This window comes from Lutimaribacter saemankumensis, from assembly GCF_900100005.1.
Taxonomy (GTDB): Bacteria; Pseudomonadota; Alphaproteobacteria; order Rhodobacterales; family Rhodobacteraceae; genus Lutimaribacter; species Lutimaribacter saemankumensis.
This window is the reverse complement of the sequence record NZ_FNEB01000002.1, coordinates 455,616-471,875: the sequence shown is the minus strand read 5'-3', so window position 1 is coordinate 471,875 and position 16,260 is coordinate 455,616. Positions and strand designations below refer to the sequence as shown.

General features: G+C 55.1%; 14 protein-coding genes. 11 read left to right on the top strand and 3 right to left on the bottom strand.

From position 1 onward, the window contains the following. The first annotated feature begins 37 nt into the window (after window positions 1-37). The 11 genes from BLT50_RS06960 (at window position 38) to BLT50_RS06910 (ending at window position 13,623) form a co-directional block, all read left to right on the top strand. Entirely contained in the window at window positions 38-1,633 is a 1,596-nt protein-coding gene (locus BLT50_RS06960) for an ABC transporter substrate-binding protein (RefSeq protein WP_090027902.1), read from the top strand. Between the two features lie 136 nt (window positions 1,634-1,769). Beyond that, entirely contained in the window at window positions 1,770-2,759 is a 990-nt protein-coding gene (locus BLT50_RS06955) for an ABC transporter permease (protein ID WP_281241621.1), read from the top strand. Beyond that, complete coding sequence (locus tag BLT50_RS06950) at window positions 2,756-3,631, top strand: ABC transporter permease (RefSeq protein ID WP_090027901.1); 876 nt, start codon at window positions 2,756-2,758, stop codon at window positions 3,629-3,631. Before BLT50_RS06955 ends, BLT50_RS06950 begins: the two co-directional genes overlap by 4 nt. Then, on the top strand, window positions 3,628-5,265 hold the full coding sequence (locus tag BLT50_RS06945) for an ABC transporter ATP-binding protein (RefSeq protein ID WP_090027900.1): 1,638 nt from the start codon (window positions 3,628-3,630) through the stop codon (window positions 5,263-5,265). Before BLT50_RS06950 ends, BLT50_RS06945 begins: the two co-directional genes overlap by 4 nt. Next, entirely contained in the window at window positions 5,255-6,904 is a 1,650-nt protein-coding gene (locus BLT50_RS06940) for an aminotransferase class V-fold PLP-dependent enzyme (protein ID WP_245723316.1), read from the top strand. The genes BLT50_RS06945 and BLT50_RS06940 overlap by 11 nt, the downstream gene beginning before the upstream one ends. Then, complete coding sequence (locus tag BLT50_RS06935; RefSeq protein WP_090027899.1) at window positions 6,901-8,199, top strand: NAD(P)/FAD-dependent oxidoreductase; 1,299 nt, start codon at window positions 6,901-6,903, stop codon at window positions 8,197-8,199. The genes BLT50_RS06940 and BLT50_RS06935 overlap by 4 nt, the downstream gene beginning before the upstream one ends. A 5-nt stretch (window positions 8,200-8,204) precedes the next feature. Next, window positions 8,205-8,723, top strand: coding sequence for an L-2-amino-thiazoline-4-carboxylic acid hydrolase (locus BLT50_RS06930; protein ID WP_245723315.1), 519 nt, complete (start codon window positions 8,205-8,207; stop codon window positions 8,721-8,723). A gap of 3 nt (window positions 8,724-8,726) precedes the next feature. Next, window positions 8,727-9,893: a M20 aminoacylase family protein gene (locus BLT50_RS06925; RefSeq protein WP_090027898.1), complete on the top strand. Its 1,167-nt coding sequence runs from the start codon at window positions 8,727-8,729 to the stop codon at window positions 9,891-9,893. Between the two features lie 275 nt (window positions 9,894-10,168). Continuing rightward, window positions 10,169-11,020, top strand: a complete 852-nt coding sequence (locus tag BLT50_RS06920) for a CPBP family intramembrane glutamic endopeptidase (RefSeq protein WP_090027897.1) — start codon at window positions 10,169-10,171, stop codon at window positions 11,018-11,020. Window positions 11,021-11,024: 4 nt separating this feature from the next. Next, window positions 11,025-12,194 carry a serine hydrolase domain-containing protein gene (locus tag BLT50_RS06915; RefSeq protein WP_245723314.1) on the top strand — a complete coding sequence of 390 codons (1,170 nt, stop codon included), beginning with the start codon at window positions 11,025-11,027 and terminating at the stop codon, window positions 12,192-12,194. A gap of 4 nt (window positions 12,195-12,198) precedes the next feature. Continuing rightward, window positions 12,199-13,623, top strand: a complete 1,425-nt coding sequence (locus BLT50_RS06910; RefSeq protein WP_090027896.1) for a serine hydrolase domain-containing protein — start codon at window positions 12,199-12,201, stop codon at window positions 13,621-13,623. A gap of 138 nt (window positions 13,624-13,761) precedes the next feature. On the opposite strand, the gene BLT50_RS06905 is transcribed toward BLT50_RS06910, so the two are convergent. From BLT50_RS06905 to BLT50_RS06895, 3 genes are all read right to left on the bottom strand, one after another. After that, on the bottom strand, window positions 13,762-14,718 hold the full coding sequence (locus BLT50_RS06905) for a M23 family metallopeptidase (protein ID WP_090027895.1): 957 nt from the start codon (window positions 14,716-14,718) through the stop codon (window positions 13,762-13,764). 5 nt (window positions 14,719-14,723) lie between these two features. After that, window positions 14,724-15,563 (bottom strand): DUF6544 family protein, encoded by an 840-nt coding sequence (locus BLT50_RS06900; RefSeq protein WP_090027894.1) that lies wholly within the window; start codon window positions 15,561-15,563, stop codon window positions 14,724-14,726. A 63-nt stretch (window positions 15,564-15,626) separates the two neighbouring features. Next, window positions 15,627-16,034, bottom strand: coding sequence for a GFA family protein (locus tag BLT50_RS06895; RefSeq protein ID WP_090027893.1), 408 nt, complete (start codon window positions 16,032-16,034; stop codon window positions 15,627-15,629). Window positions 16,035-16,260 lie beyond the last annotated feature (226 nt).

Genomic DNA, 16,260 nt, shown 5'->3' with positions numbered 1-16,260 from the left:
CCATTTTCGCGGTCATTTGCAACTGGGAGACATTGCCATGGTGAAGACGACAAAGGGACTGCGTCTGGTGCTGGCCAGCAGTATTGCAGCCGGCGTTCTGGGGGGTGCGGTTTTCGCTCAGGAGGAGCCCAAATACGGTGGAACTGCAGTCATCCACATGGTTTCCGAGCAACGAATTCTAAACCCGGCGCTTCGGGCATCCACAGGCGTTTACAACATCTCTGGTAAGATCGTAGAGCCGTTGATCGACAAAAGCTATGACGGGTATGAGCCCGTTCTGGCCACAGAGTGGACTGGTAGCGACGATGGTTTGACCATCACTGTAAAGCTGCGCGAAGGAGTGAAATGGCACGATGGCGCAGATTTTACCTGTGAGGATGTGAGCTTCACCGCAATGGAGATGTGGAAAAAGCTACTCAATTACAGCTCGACTCTGCAGCAAAATCTTGAGTCGGTCGATTGCCCAGATCCCCATACTGCCGTTTTTAACTACTCAAAGCCTATGCCGTTGGAGTTGTTTGTCGCGGCGATGCCTGACCTTGGACACCCCATGCCCAAGCATCTGTATGAAGGCACAGATATCCTGAAGAATGAGTATAACACTGCCCCAGTAGGCACCGGGCCATTCAAGTTCGTTGAATATGAGCGCGGGCAATACGTCCTCGCTGTTAAGAACGAAGACTATTGGCGAGAAGGTTATCCTTATCTCGACAGAATTGTTTGGCGGTTTATCAAGGACCGGTCTGCCGCCGCGGCTGCACTTGAAGCTGGTGAAGTGCACGAGTCGGGGTTCATCGGCGTGTCAATGGCCGATATCGAACGTTTGTCCAATGATGACCGTTTCACAGTGGGCACCAAGGGCTACGAGAATAACGTTGCCCACTCGACACTCGAATTCAATCATCGCAACCCAATCCTCGCAGATCTCAAGGTGCGGCAGGCGATGTATCACGCTCTGAACATCGAGGACGCGATCCAGACGATCATGCGCGGTTTTGCCAAGCCCGGTCGTGGGCCTGTTCCGTCTGCCGGTGGTGAAAACTACACCGATGATGTGAAAACTTATGATTTCGACCCGGATCTGGCGATGAAGATGCTGGATGAAGCTGGCTACCCGGTGAAGGACGATGGTTTCCGCTTCAAGCTTCGGCATAGGCCGGCACCCTGGGGCGAATACACCCAGCTCTGGGCTGAGTATTATGCTCAATCGATGAAAGCGATTGGCATAGACGTCGAAATCCTGACCAACGATGCTCCGGGGTTCTTGAATGGCGTTTATCGCGACCATGACTTCGATACGGCAAACGGTTGGCACCAGTTCCGTTCCGACCCTGCAGTTTCTACAATGGTTTGGCTTCGTTCCGGCTCTCCTGTTGGGACACCTTGGACGAACCAGTTTGGTTGGCAGTCCGACGAAATCGACAACATGATTGATGCAGCCGCATCCGAACTCGACCCAGAAAAGCGGGCATCGATGTATCATGAAATCCAGCGTCGAGCGATGGAAGAGCTGCCTGTTATCTTCGCAATCGAACACCCATTCATTTCGGTGACGTCGAAGAAGCTCAAAAATCACCACAACACGCCGCGTTGGAATAGCTCCAGCTGGTATGACCTGTGGCTGGATGAGTGATCAATAGGATGATCCGAGGTGCCCCACGTGGGCATCTCGGACACCCTTTCTCTTCGCATTTTTCGGCTTCAAGTGTTGGTGGTTTTGGCGCCTCCGCACGGCCGACTACTTCGCAAGTCTTAAGGAAGTCAGCTCTATGCCGCTGCCTATACCTCCAATTTTGTCCTATGCCCTGCGACGCTTGATCCAGTCGATCCCGGTGGTCATCTTGATCATGATCGGCACTTTCCTGCTCCTTAAGCTTGCGCCGGGCGATACGGTGGATGCGCTCGTGGGTGACATGGGAGGTGCGGATGCAGCCTTCATCGAGCGTCTGCGTGCGGAGTATGGCCTCGATCAGCCCGTTTGGGTGCAGCTGTGGCGCTACATGGTCAAACTTGCCAGCTTCGATTTCGGCTGGAGCTTTGTCTACGAACAGCCTGTCGCAACCGTTCTTTTGGATCGCCTAGGAAACACACTGCTTCTGATGGCAACGTCACTATCGTTGGCGTTCACTATTGGTGTGGCGCTTGGAGCGATCGCAGCGCGTCGCGTCTATTCCCTGACGGACAATGTGATCTCCACGCTTGGGTTGATTTTTTACGCCACGCCCAGCTTTTTCCTTTCACTTATGATGATGCTGGTTTTTTCGGTGAAGCTTGGTTGGCTACCGGTCGGCGGAATTAAGACCATCGCCGGTTTTTACACTGGTTGGGACCATGTCCTGGACGTGGCTCGTCATCTGGTTATGCCGACAGCAGCTTTGTCGTTGATCTATCTCAGCTTCTATCTTCGCTTGATGCGTGCCTCTGTGCTTGAGGTGGCTGATTTAGATTATGTTCGCACGGCCAAAGCCAAGGGAGCTGGAGAGGCTCGCCTTATGTTCCACCATATCATGCGCAATGCTTTGTTGCCTGTCGTTACCCTTCTAGGTTTGCAGTTTTCGACAGTCCTTGGTGGTTCTGTCGTCGTCGAAACGATCTTTACCCTGCCTGGTCTGGGACAGCTGGCTTATCAGTCGGTGGTTCAGAGAGACATGAACACACTGATGGGGATCATCTTCCTTTGCGCAATTATCGTGGTCATCGTGAATTTTGTCACAGACCTCCTTTACGCGCGGCTCGACAGCAGGATCGAACTGAAATGACTGTTTTGGATACTGATATCCGGCCCGAGGGGCCGTCCCGTTTCGTCGCATTTTGGCAGCGCTACCGCCGTAATCGAGCTGCGATGCTCGGTTTAGGTCTTTTTGTAATTGTTGTGATCATGGCGTTGACTGCAGGGCTCGTCGCTCCCGGAGATCCACTTGCGCGAGCCGCGGACCCCCTGACGCCGCCCTTCACGAACTCTTCCGTTCCTTTGGGAACAGACCAGCTTGGTAGGGATATCCTGGCTGGTATCTTCTACGGCGCTAGAATTTCACTCCTGATAGGGGTGATCGCAACGCTGATTTCGATCGCTATCGGGGTGCTTATCGGTGCGCTGGCTGGATATTTCGGTGGATGGGTCGATGATGTGTTGATGCGGATTACGGAGGCGTTCCAAACGATTCCGAATTTCGTTCTTCTTCTGACGCTGGTGGCAATTATGGGGTCCAAGATCGAATGGATCACATTGGCCATTGGCATTGTGAGCTGGACCGCTCCTGCCCGTATGGTGCGTGCCGAATTCATGTCGCTCAGAGGCCGCGAGTTCGTGGATGCAGCCAGAAACTTAGGGGTGAGCAATGGCGCAATTATTTTCCGAGAGATCTTGCCGAATGCCATGCCGCCGGTGGTTGTTTATGCCAGTGTGATTATGGCCTTGGCCATCCTTCTCGAAAGCGCCTTGGCGTTTCTCGGGCTCGGCGACCCAAACTATGCGAGCTGGGGAAACATGATTGGACAGGGCCGGGCTGTTTTGCGCACGGCATGGTATTGTGCCGCGATACCCGGCATCGCCATCGTTCTAACTGTGCTTAGTTTCTCGCTCTTGGGCGAGGGGCTGAACGATGCATTGAATCCGAGGCAGAAAAAATGACCGAAGCTATCTTGGATATTCGTGATTTGCGCATCGCACTGCCCAAAGGGTCTGACCGGCCTTATGCCCTCGATGGGTTGAGCCTGAGCGTGGCGTCCGGTGAAATCGTTTGCCTGGTTGGAGAGAGTGGCTCTGGCAAGAGCCTCACTGCTGGCGCTGTTATGCGCCTCCTGCCCGAGCCATCGGTCCGAGTTTCTGGCGGCTCAATACAATTCGAGGGAGACGACTTACTATCTTTTTCCGAGACGGCCATGCGCGACATCCGCGGCAACCGTATTTCTATGATTTTCCAAGAGCCGATGACTGCACTCAACCCCCAGAAGACGGTGGGTTGGCAGATCGACGAAGTCCTGCGGCTGCATATGAAGGCAAGTCGCGCGGAGCGGCGGGCGCATGCGTTGGAAATGCTCGACCGGGTGCACATCCCGGATCCTCCTTCGGCATACAATGCATATCCGCACCAGATTTCGGGTGGACAACGTCAACGTGTAATGATCGCTATGGCCCTGTCGCTTTCGCCTCGTCTTATCATTGCGGACGAGCCGACGACAGCGCTGGATGTGACCACACAATTGCAAATCCTCAAGCTCATTCGCGAATTGCAGCGCGAGGACGGAGCCGGAGTGCTCTTCATCACGCATGACTTCGGGGTTGTCGCTGAGATCGCAGATAAGGTCGTGGTGCTACGTCAGGGTGAAGTTGTCGAACAAGGACCGGCGGATGAAGTCCTGAACAACCCGCAGCATCCATACACACGCACTTTGATTGCCTCGGTTCCAGACCTTAAGCCACCAGTTCCGAAGCCGGTAAGCGATCCACCCGTGGTTCTGTCGGCTCGAGGATTGAAGAAGACTTTCGGTGCACGGGGCGGACTGCTCTCTGGAAAGCGCCGTGCCGTCACAGCTGTCAAAGACTTGAGTTTCAAGCTGCACAGGGGTGAAACGCTAGGGGTGGTTGGCGAAAGCGGCTCAGGAAAAACTACCGTTTCAAGGATCGTGACGCGCCTGCTCGATGCAGACCAAGGCGCCGTTGAACTAGATGGCAAAGATCTGCTTGCGTGCTCGCCGCGCGAGTTACGAGCGATGCGCAAGCACATCCAAATGGTTTTCCAGGACCCGATGGCTTCGCTGAATCCGCGAAAGCGGGTAGTTGATTTGATAGCACAAGGTCCAATCGTGCATGGTGTGCCTCCAGAGAGAGCGCGCGAAAAAGCGCGCAAGTTGCTTGAGATGGTTGAGTTGTCACCAGCAGCGGCAGACCGCTTCCCTCATGAGTTCTCTGGGGGGCAACGGCAACGTATCGGCATAGCGCGCGCGCTTGCACTAGAACCTAGGGTTATCGTTGCAGATGAGCCTGTGTCGGCTTTGGACGTCAGTGTTCAGGCACAAGTTCTTCAGTTGCTCGCAGACCTGCGCGACCGACTAGACCTGTCGCTGCTCTTTGTGACGCATGATTTGCGCGTGGCTGCTCAGTTGTGTGACCGGATAATGGTTATGCAAAAAGGCGAAGTCGTGGAAGCAGGACCTACAGCCGACGTCTTTGCCAACCCGCAGCACCCGTATACCCGTAACCTTCTTTCCTCGATCCCGGGCAAGGATTGGACGCCCCCGGTCAGAGGCATCGATGCAGCTTGAGGACACCATGTCTTTGCATATCGAAGATATCCGTAAATCGATCATAGGTGAGGGTCGTGCTATCCCTGGCCCATTCGGGCCCCGCTCGCTTATTTACGCCGACTACGTGGCTTCGGGTCGTTCATTGGGCTTTATTGAGGACGCAATTCGAACCCATGTGATGCCATTCTATGGCAACACTCATACCGAGACGTCGTTCACGGGTCGCCGCTCGACACAGCTCCGCGAGATGGCACGCAACGCTGTGCGCAAGGCAGTCGATGCCGACGAAGGCCATGCAGTTGTTTTTGCAGGTTCTGGAAGCACGGGAGCTGCAGACAAGCTGATCCGAGCATTAAGTTTGAAGGGGTTCGGCGAAGAGGCCGTTGTCTTTGTTGGACCTTACGAACACCATTCCAATGACCTGCCGTGGCGTGAAAGCGGCGCCAAGATCGTTCGCATTCCGCTAAATGAACAAGGCATTATATGTTTGGATAGCCTAGAGGCTGCGCTAGTAAAACATCGTGATTTTTCCCAAAAAATCGGAGCTGTATCTGCCGCCTCAAATGTGACTGGTGTGCGCACGAATATACGGGAAGTCGCACGGATTCTGCACAAGTATAACGCTTGGGCGGTAGTCGATTATGCAGCAGCTGCTCCGTATATTCCTGTGCGATTGGCGGAATCCGCGCGAGGGGCGGGCGACAGGATCGACGCCGCTTTCATTTCTCCACATAAATACCCGGGGGGGCCTGGTGCTTCGGGTCTTTTGATTTGCGACCGCAACCTGCTTGATAGCTCGCGCCCGACCGTAGCTGGTGGGGGGACTGTTAGTTACGTAACCGCTACAAGGCATAATTACGTTTCCGATGCCGAGCGCCGGGAAGAGGCCGGAACGCCTTCGATTATCGAAAACATTCGTGCTGGAATGGTGCTCCAACTGAAGCGCGATATGGACGAAGAAAAGGTAGAACAGCTGGAAATGGCTCGGACGGCCCAGATGGAAGCCGGGCTTCTGAAAATAAATGGAGTTGAACTTCTGGGCCCCGTCCACGAGCCGCGAATAGGGATCTTCTCGTTCAATATCCGAGCCGGGCAACGTTTCCTGCATCACAACTACGTGGTCGCATTGCTAAATGATCTTTTTGGCATCCAGGCGCGGGGTGGCTGCTCCTGTGCCGGGCCTTATGGACACAGCCTGCTGCGGATCGACAATGATTTGACTCGGCGGCATGAGGCTGCTGTTGAGCACGGTCATTCTGCGTTTCGTCCTGGCTGGGCTCGTCTGGGCGTCAACTGGTTCTTTTCCGAGAATGACGTCGACAATATCGTTCGTGCTGTTCAGTTCATCGCGAAACGTGGCTTTGAGCTTCTACCTCTCTATCGGTTAGATTTGAAGTCTGGCGTCTGGCGCGCAACGACCAAGGTAGACGATGCGCCGCCCGAAACCCTGTCCATGCTTTGGCAGAAGTCTTCTGCGCGGAAAGCATTGGATACGCCTGATTTTGAAACATGCCTGGCCGAGGCAGAGAGAATTGTTCGCAAAGCACGTGTGCAAGCCAATGTGGACGCAACGGAGCTTTCATCGGAAGAAGAGGCCTTGCGGTGGTTTTGGCTGCCACATGAGGCAAGTGGCGACCGTGCGGAGGATGTTGCGTGACTGTCGAATTCCCACCATCGCTTTGGGCCGCTACGGCGCCAGAGCGTATCACAACCTCGGCCCTGTCAGGACAAGCTGAGACAGATGTAGCAATCGTAGGAGGCGGGTTTACTGGGCTTTCCGCCGCCATCGAGGCCGCACGCCGGGGGCATTCCGTAACGGTTTTGGAAGGGCGCGCAGTCGGGTGGGGTGCGTCGGGACGAAACAACGGGCAAGTTATTCCCACACTCACAGCCGCGGAACCTGATGCATGGGTATCGCGCTTTGGTGAGGCGGGTAGGCGAATGGTGAGTCTTATTGGCAACTCCGCCTCCATTCTATTTGACCTTGTGCGCGAATATGACATGGACGCAGAGGCAGAGCAGACAGGCTGGTTTCAGCCGGCACACTCTCCCGGACGTGTCAAACTATCTCAGAAGCGCGTTGACGCGTGGCAACGGTTCGGTTTCCCGGCCGAGTTCAAAGATGCTGCGCAGACACAGGAGCTGCTTGGCACCGATTTTTGGTATGGCGGTATGTTCAATCCGACAGGCGGCCATATCAATCCGTTGGCATTGGCGCGCGCAATGGCGAAGGCGGCGGAACGACTCGGTGTAAAAATCCACGAAGGCAGTTCGGTTTCCGCTTTCCGGCGTGAGGGTGCGCAGTGGCGGATTGAAACGAAGGACGGTGTGCTTAAGTCACGTGCTCTCATTTTGGCGACGAACGCCTATACCGGTGAACTTGCACCAGGGCTGGCACCCCGGTTAGCGCGGTCGGTCGTGCCTGTTCTGAGTTGGCAGATGTCTACCGAACCACTTGGGGATAATCTTCGTGCGTCGATATTACCGGGCCGGCAAGCGATATCCGACACCCGCGGCGATTTACGATTTTTCCGCTATGATGCTCGCAATCGCTTAATCACTGGCGGCGCCGTGATAGGAAGTCATGACGTCGCCAATCGCGTGCGTAGGAAGGCGGCGCGCAATCTGGCCGAGGCGTTCCCAGAAATGGGCGTTCCAGAGATGACGCATGTTTGGTCAGGCTATATCGGAATGAATTGGGACAGATTTCCCAAGGTGCATCGACTTGGGCCGGATGGTTGGGCCTGGATCGGATGTAACGGTAGAGGCGTGGCTTTGGGCACCGCGTTGGGTCGAGAGTTGGCACGAGTGGTGACGGGTATACCCGAAAATGAATTGGCATTGCCGGTCACTGAACCAAAACCGTTTCCTATTCATTCCGCCGTGCGGCGCGTGGCGCCCACCTATCTTGCATGGCTCAGACGTAAAGACCTGAGCGAACCAAAGTTGTGAGGAAGATGATGACTGAGGCCAATACAAACGAACCGTCGGCCACGGATATTAACAGTATTCCGATCCTGTTGCGGAGGAAGATAGAAGCTCTTCTGTTGAAACATGTTCTGGATGTAATCACGGAACGTGCCGGTCGAGAAGAAGCAGAGGCCGTAATCGGAGAGACTTGCTCACGATCTGCGATCGAGCAGGGAAAACAACTCGCAGCGCTTCTAGATCATCCGCCTACGTTAGAAGACTTTGCAGCTATCCTACCCAATTGGACCCGGGAGGACGCACTTCAGATTGACCCGATCGAAACTTCTGCAGAGAAAATGGAGTTCAACGTAACCCGGTGTCGATATGCCGAGATGTATCGCGAAATGGGTTTGGGCGATATCGGTCATCTTCTGAGCTGCAATAGAGATGGTGATTTTTGCATCGGCTACAATCCGGACATGGAGCTGACTCGCACACAAACCATCATGAAAGGAGCGAGCCATTGCGACTTTCGATATCGGATGAAGCAGGGTGAAGAGGGATAGCGCATGGCTGTTGAGAATTGGGTCGCTAGAGAAATAGAGCAGTTGGTTGAGTTTCGGCGTGATTTACATGCCAATCCTGAATTACTCTACGATGTGAATCGAACAGCCGCACGGGTGGCCGAATGGCTACGTGAGGCAGGTGTCGATGAGGTCCATGAAGGCATAGGCCGCACCGGTGTTGTGGGGGTCATCAGAGGCAAGAGCACGTCCTCTGGGCGAATGATCGGTCTACGTGCGGACATGGATGCATTGCCGATTGAAGAGGCGACGGAAAAGGCTTGGGCGTCGAAAGTGCCCGGTAAGATGCACGCCTGTGGCCATGACGGGCACACAACTATGCTGGTTGGGGCCGCGCGCCACCTGGCAGAAACGCGAAATTTTGATGGAACGGTCATTGTTATCTTCCAGCCCGCTGAGGAAGGCGGAGCTGGCGCACATGCAATGATTGAAGACGGTTTGTTCGAGCGCTGGCCTTGCCAGGAAGTCTATGGAATGCACAACCGGCCCAATTTGGAGGTCGGAAAGTTTACGACTGCCGCGGGACCTATCATGGGGTCAGTAGATGAGATCAAAATCGAGATCGAAGGCAAAGGCGGTCATGCAGCCATGCCCCACGGAACGATTGACCCGCTGCCCGTCGCAGCCGCATTGATCCAAGCAGTTCAATCAATGACAGCAAGAACGATTAATCCGTTTGATAGCGCTGCTGTTTCACTATGCACTATACACGCCGGCAACGCGTTTAATGTGGTGCCTCAAACCCTGGAAATTACCGGAACGGTTCGCACACTTCGAGAAGAAGTGAGAACGCATATCGAAGAGCATTTGCGTCGTATGGTGACACAGATCGCAGATAGTTTTGGCGCAGTGGGCCGGTTGGATTACATCAGGCACTATCCGGTGACCGTGAACCATGCTGAAAACGTCGAACTGGCTGCCGCCGCTGCTCGCATTGTTGCCGGTCAGGAGAACGTTACAACCGACATGCCGCCGACGCTTGGTGGCGAGGACTTCTCATTCATGTTGAACGAAGTCCCCGGTGCGATGATCAATATCGGTAACGGACCGTCTGCAGGCCTCCACCATCCCGAGTATGACTTCAATGATGATGTCATTGCATGGGGATGCTCATATTGGACGACGCTCGTTCGGGAACGAATGCCCGTTTGATCCAGTTTGGTGACTGATGCCCCCCAACGGAATTGGTCCTCCGTTATGTCAAGAAAACGGCTTACCAAGGATGGAAAACAGCGATCGAAGCCGAAGAGGTTGTCTATGAGTGACGGCAATATGAGGTTCTGATTGGGCAGGATGTGCCCCGCTTTGATGCGATCCGTCAGACTGGCAAAGTTGGACAACTAAAGCTTGATGCAGATCATCGCATAATGTCCGCGTATCATGTGATGCAGCTACCGTAACGAAGACAACGCTGCGGAACCTTTCGGATGCCAATCAAGGCCAGGCTTTATTCAAAGACGATTCCAAGCTCGGCCCTCGTTTTGTATCTGACGGTGACGTTCCTCGTTACCTGGGGTTTGATCGGAATTTATGTCATAAAACCAGAGACGGCCGCCGAAGCGTTTGGCGCAATCAGTGGGTCACACCCATTCTTTTTCCTTGCGACGTGGTCGCCCGCGATAGCAGCCTTCGTCGTCGTCTTTGTCCACGGTGGGGTTTCGGGTGTCCGTGCGTTTCTCTCAAGGCTGTTATTGTGGCGTGGGAAATGGGGTTGGGCTGCGTTTATCCTAGTCGTCTTGCCGCTCGTTTTCTCCCTTGGGTCACTTGCCAAAGGTGGGCCGGTTTTGGCGCCTGTTCCGCCCGAGGGGCTAGGTGCCGTTGTGGCTGTCATGTTCATGATGCTCTTTCTTGGACCGATCGAGGAGTTCGGTTGGCGTGGTATCATGCAACCTTTGCTGCAACGCCATATGGCGCCATTCTGGGCTGGTATTTTGATTGGCGCGACATGGGGACTTTGGCACCTTCCAGCCTTTTACCTTGCTGGGGTCGTCTTCGCTGACTGGAACTTCGTGCCATTTTTCATTGGAAACGTAACTTTGGCTGTTCTGGTCACGCCGATTTTCAACTCTTCGAGGGGTAGCCTTCTCTGGCCGATGTTGTTCCACTGGCAACTGATCAATCCGTTCTGGGCTGATGCGCAGCCTTGGGACACATGGATTTTGGTGGTCCTGGCAGTGGTTGTCGTCTGGTGGAACCGACGCGCAATGTTCACGCGTGACGATGCGATCACTCATGTTCTGCCGATTGGGCTTGTGCACGACAAGCAAGCCGACGGGTAAGCAGATGTTCACGCGTATAGCTCTTTTCTTCTCCCTGTTATTTGCCTCCATGGCCTCGGCTTCGATGGCGCAGCAGGATCTGTCTGTCTCGAGCCGCCTGACTGAAAGTCTCGAAGACTTTCAAAGGCGGTATGGATTTCCTGGGGCCACCGCGGCGGTGGTTTCCCCGGATGGCAGAATAACGGCGGCAGCCACCGGCTTGGCCGATATCGAGCAAGGACGCGTCATGACCCCGGACACGCCAATGCTGGCCGCGAGCATTGGCAAGAGCTTCGTTGCCGCAACTGTGTTGGCTTTGGAAAATGAAGGGCACCTATCGCGCAAAGATCGTCTCTCTTCCTATCTGGGAGATCGGCCATGGTTCGGCGCACTTCCAAACGCGGAAAGCATCACGATTGATCAGTTGCTGCACCACACGGCTGGCTTGCCGGATCACGTGCACCTGCCGGATTTCCAAGAAGCCTTCGCGCAATTTAATTCAGAAGAAAACGAGCTTATTCCTGAACAGCTTGTCGGCTACGTGGCTGGCTTGGACCCGCTTTTCGAAGCTGGCACGGGTTGGGCGTATAGTGACACGGGCTATGTCCTACTCGGCCTCGTGATTGAGGAAACAACCGGGAAGCCCTGGCAGAGCTCTGTTTACGAACGTTTCCTTTCGCCGCTCAAACTGACTGGAACAAAACCTTCGGATGGCCCGAATCTGCCCGGCCTGGCAGTAGGCTACACCTATCCCGAAAACCCGCTCGGCCTGCCGGAACGCACTGCCGACGCTGATGGTCGGCTACTTTGGAATCCGGCAGTGGAGTTCGCAGGTGGAGGCTTTGTTTCCACATCGGTTGACCTCGCGCGCTGGGGGCATGTGCTTTTTAACGGGGACGCGATGGGCTTTCCCTATCTCGACAGGTTGCTTGATGGTGTGCAAGTCGATCAGAGCTCGCGGGGCATTCTCTATGGTGCTGGCATCGCGATATACCCGCAAACTCCGAGAGGGCCGGTTTGGGGGCATGGTGGCTGGATCCCTGGCTATGTGTCCAGCTTGCGTCATTACCCTGAGCATGGAGTGACTGTCGCCTTCCAGATCAATAGCGATATCGGCATTGTGGACGATACCAGCGATCTCGTGACCGAAATTGAGGCAGCACTTGCCGACCTGGCGATTTCCTTGAGCCGGTGATCCAATGCGCAACTCGTTCATAGCTGCAGGCTTTGTGGTTCTGACTGTCGCCGCGAGCGTTTCGCAGCCGACATTGCCGCATGCCGATGAGCATAAAGGGCTTGTTGAACGTCTGACACAGGTCGTTCCGCAGCGCATGGAGCGGGACGATGTTGCGGGAGCGGTCATGGTGCTGATCGAGGACGGCAATCCTGTCTGGACCAAGGCTTTTGGAATGGCCGATCCAACGACTGGTCGGCTTATGAGCGCCGATGCGCTGTTTCGAGTGGAGTCCATCGCCAAGCCCGTTACCGCTTGGGGTGCCATGCGGCTGGCCGAGAAAGGACTGTTCGATCTCGATGCGCCAATTGATGAATGCCTGAAGCGATGGCGTTTGCCAGCAGCCGTGGAGCAGATCACTCCGCGCCTGCTCTTGAGTCATAGCGCTGGCGTTGGCCTTGGTGACTTCACTTCGCGTTTTCCGCCCGAGGCATCCAGGCCCTCATTGCCCGAGCACCTCGAGCAGACCTTCGCGCTTATCGCCCCGCCTGGGTCAGGGTTTTCCTATTCCGATACAGGGTTCAATCTTTTGGAACTCGCGATTGAGGACTGCACGAACGAGGATTTCGGTGCCCTGATGATCCGCGAGATTCTGAAGCCTCTCGAAATGACTGCAGCAAGCTTTGACTGGACCGGGGCCCCGATGCCTCTTGGGCATGACCTTCATGGGCGCCAAGTAATCCCTTATGTCTACCCCGGTCGGGCATCGGGCGGGCTGTATACCACGGCTAGTGACATCGCACGCTTCGCCGCTGCGAGCATGAACGGCTCGGATCAATCCGTCCTGTCGGCAGAAAGCAGGGCAGCGCTGTATCGGCCGGTTGTGAAAGTAAAAGGTCTATTTGGCTTCGCCGCCGATAGCTACGGGCTTGGCCATTTCATCGAGGCACTCTCGGATGGCCGTGAGGCCGTTTGGCACGGTGGTCAGGGATATGGCTGGATGAGCCATATGCACCTTATCCCTGAGACTGGTGATGGCATCGTTATTCTGTCGAACAGCCAGCGCGCCTGGCCTCTGTTCGCAACGATCCTGCGCGACTGGTCGAATAGCCTCGACATCGCACCAGTCGGTATGGCGCGTGTCCTATGGGCTGAGATTATAGCGCGCGGGTTCATCGCACTTGCCGTCGCTATTGCCGCGCTTTCTGTATGGCTCGCGTTTCGTGTGAAGACGTGCCCAGCTGTCGTGAAAGTCAGTGCCGGTATTATCGCTGTTCCACTGACGATTTGGCCGATATGGGCATTTGCACAAGACTATTTGTTCCTGTTCTCAATCCTTCCGGGCCTTTGGCCGTGGCTTGGCGCTGCATCGATCTTGGCAGGCACAGGCCTTGTTTCGCTGGTTCTGCTTCCGAGAGGCTCAAAGCAGAACTTATCGATCAAGAAATAGCTACTCAGCCTATTTACCGTGGGAGTGGTGTGCTTACGAGTTCTGCAGGGCAATAGCCGCGCTGAGGAGGGCGAGCTTTTCGCTCATAGGGTTAGCAAATCGTCCACTCATGAAATTGCATTGCCATAGAAGTTCGACTTAATTGGTTGCTCCATTCAAGCGATCGCCGCGCACAAGGAAGCGTCCATCGATACGAAGCGCCAGAGGTTCGCCTGATATTGGTGGCGCAGCTTCTGGTGCAGGGCGTTGCGCGTGAATGTGCAAATGCGGCTCGGTGGATGCGCCAGAATTTCCCACCGCTCCCAGACGCTGCCCCACCACGACGTCGTCACCTGGGGCAACGCTCAGGCTGTCCTGCCGCATGTGGGCAAAGACGATCTCTGCTTCACTGCAGCGTAGGATGACATGGTTGCCAAGTCGGTTAACCGTATCTTGATCAGGAATCTCGAAGTCAGGCAGCGTGTCTTCCGCCCTGACGATTGTGCCATTGCAGGGCGCTTTCAGTTCTGCTCCGAAAACCGCATAGGCATTGGGGTCTCTAGGCCGCCACCCGGCCGCACGCAATCCCCATGGGCCCAAGCCGAAGAAATCCACGGCATAGGATTGCCCACGCCACGGCCGAAATCGCTCAACTTCCGGGTCGAGAGTTCGCAAATGCCCATTGACAAGTTTGTTCGAGCCGCCGTGTCCGACGAGAAATCGACCTGGTCCGAACGGATTAGCGATATCCACGATGTCCACGGGTGGAAGGTGCCGCCCTGCAAGCGCACGTGCGCCATACCAGCTTCCGACACCCAAGAGAACAATCGACAGCGCAAACAAAGCCCATTCGAGAGGTTTATCTGGAAACAGGGGCAATAATAGGGGCGATCTGACCCGCGAGAGCGAAATGACGAAAGAAACCAGCCAAAGCCCTCCATACAGCCAAGGGAACCACCAGACCGGAACCGCCCATTGCGCTACCCGTGCAAGGGCAAAGAGAAATGCACCTGTGCCCATTGCTTGCAACATGAGTCCGACGAGGCTCGCCGCCGGCAGAAAGGCCAGCCAACCAATCAGCATCATCGGAATTGCGATCTGGAATATTAAGATCATGAGGGTCACAGTGGTGCTCCCGGAAACCTGATTTCAGTGACCTCGGCAAGGAAAAAGGCAAAGTAGTCGTCGGTGCCAAACATATTGCCCGCTTCGATCCGAAACGGCAGTCGATATCCGCCCACATCGCGGAAATCCGACATATATCCGCCGAAGGGTTGCAGCCGATGCACTTTGTCGGGATTGGCATCGCTCCAACGCATGAAAGAGACTTGCACGGGCCGTCCCTCCGCATCGACGGTGACTTCGACTTCTTGCTCAAGCGCGCCGTGTTGGACGGTTACGCGAGCCGTGTTCTCGTTGACAGCTTCCCATGTTGCACCGGCACCCGGCAATAGAGCTGCCGGCGTCCAAAAAACCGCTTCGGCCACATAACGGCCGAAAGCGGACCGGGTATGATCAGGATCACCGCCGAGCCGAGCAACGGGTATCAGGCCCATTATCCAAAATCGGGTCCACCTTGCTGAGTCTGATCCGGACACGGGCACGCCGCCAAACGTGCGCATCGACCAGACAAATCCTTCCGGTGCGGCAAGGATTTGGTGTGCCTCCATTGGCTGATAGCTGGGGGCCTCCTTCGAACCGAGGCTGAATTCTCCACGCATATCGATCTCTGCCACCGGCAAGAGTGGGGTGCCCGGCCGAATTGTAAAGTTGAAGTAGCGCCGCGCAGCTTCTGGCAGGTCGGCAACCAAGGTAGGATCGAAGGCTTCCAGTTCCTTGGGCTGAAGCGCAGCCAGCCTATCCCACTCAGTTTGATCGGCTCGCAGGTCTAACAGACGAAGCGCCGTCAGAGAAGTGAGCGACAAACCAACAAAAACAATCGCTGCAAGAATGATTTTCATGGCAGACAAGTCCAAGATTCTTTGATGCTGATCCTTTGGAGTGATGCCTCTCTTCCAAGTCTGTCAGCTTGGAACTCCGTCAAGCTTGACCAAATCGGCTAATTGGTTGTCCCAGTCCGCTCGGCTGGAGAAGCAAATATGCGCGTTGGGTCTTATTTTCACCTGGCTTTCCAGTGAGCCAGCCGGCACGACAAGTAGGTTGTTCTTTTCTTGAAAAATTGGGAGGGCAGATCCGCATTCCGCGCAAAAACTCTTGGAGTGCTCGGATCCTGCAAGCGTGAAGGTCTTTACGCGTTCTTGACCTGACAGCCATTTGACCTCCGCTTGAGAGGAGAACAAGTTCGCTGAGTGTGCCGAGCCGCTGTCCTTGCGGCAGCGAGAGCAGTGACAGAGAAAAAAACTCTCAAACTCTCCCATAATTTGAAAGCTCACAGCGCCGCATAGACAGCCTCCAGTAGATATGTTTGTCATGACTTACCTATTTGATGCCCGCTTGCTGCTTGTCGCGTTCTGTGTGCGTCTTGCATTAAAGGCTGCCGTTCCGTGGCGGTCAAAGCAAGTTTGGTAGTATTGCTGACAGCCTTCTACCAGGAAGCTAAAGTGCGATTGCATACGTCTCCGAACGGATATTCGGAAACTCGACAGCAAAACGGTCGGCTCGACAAAAAGCCGACCGTTTTTCACTTTGGCACTGAAC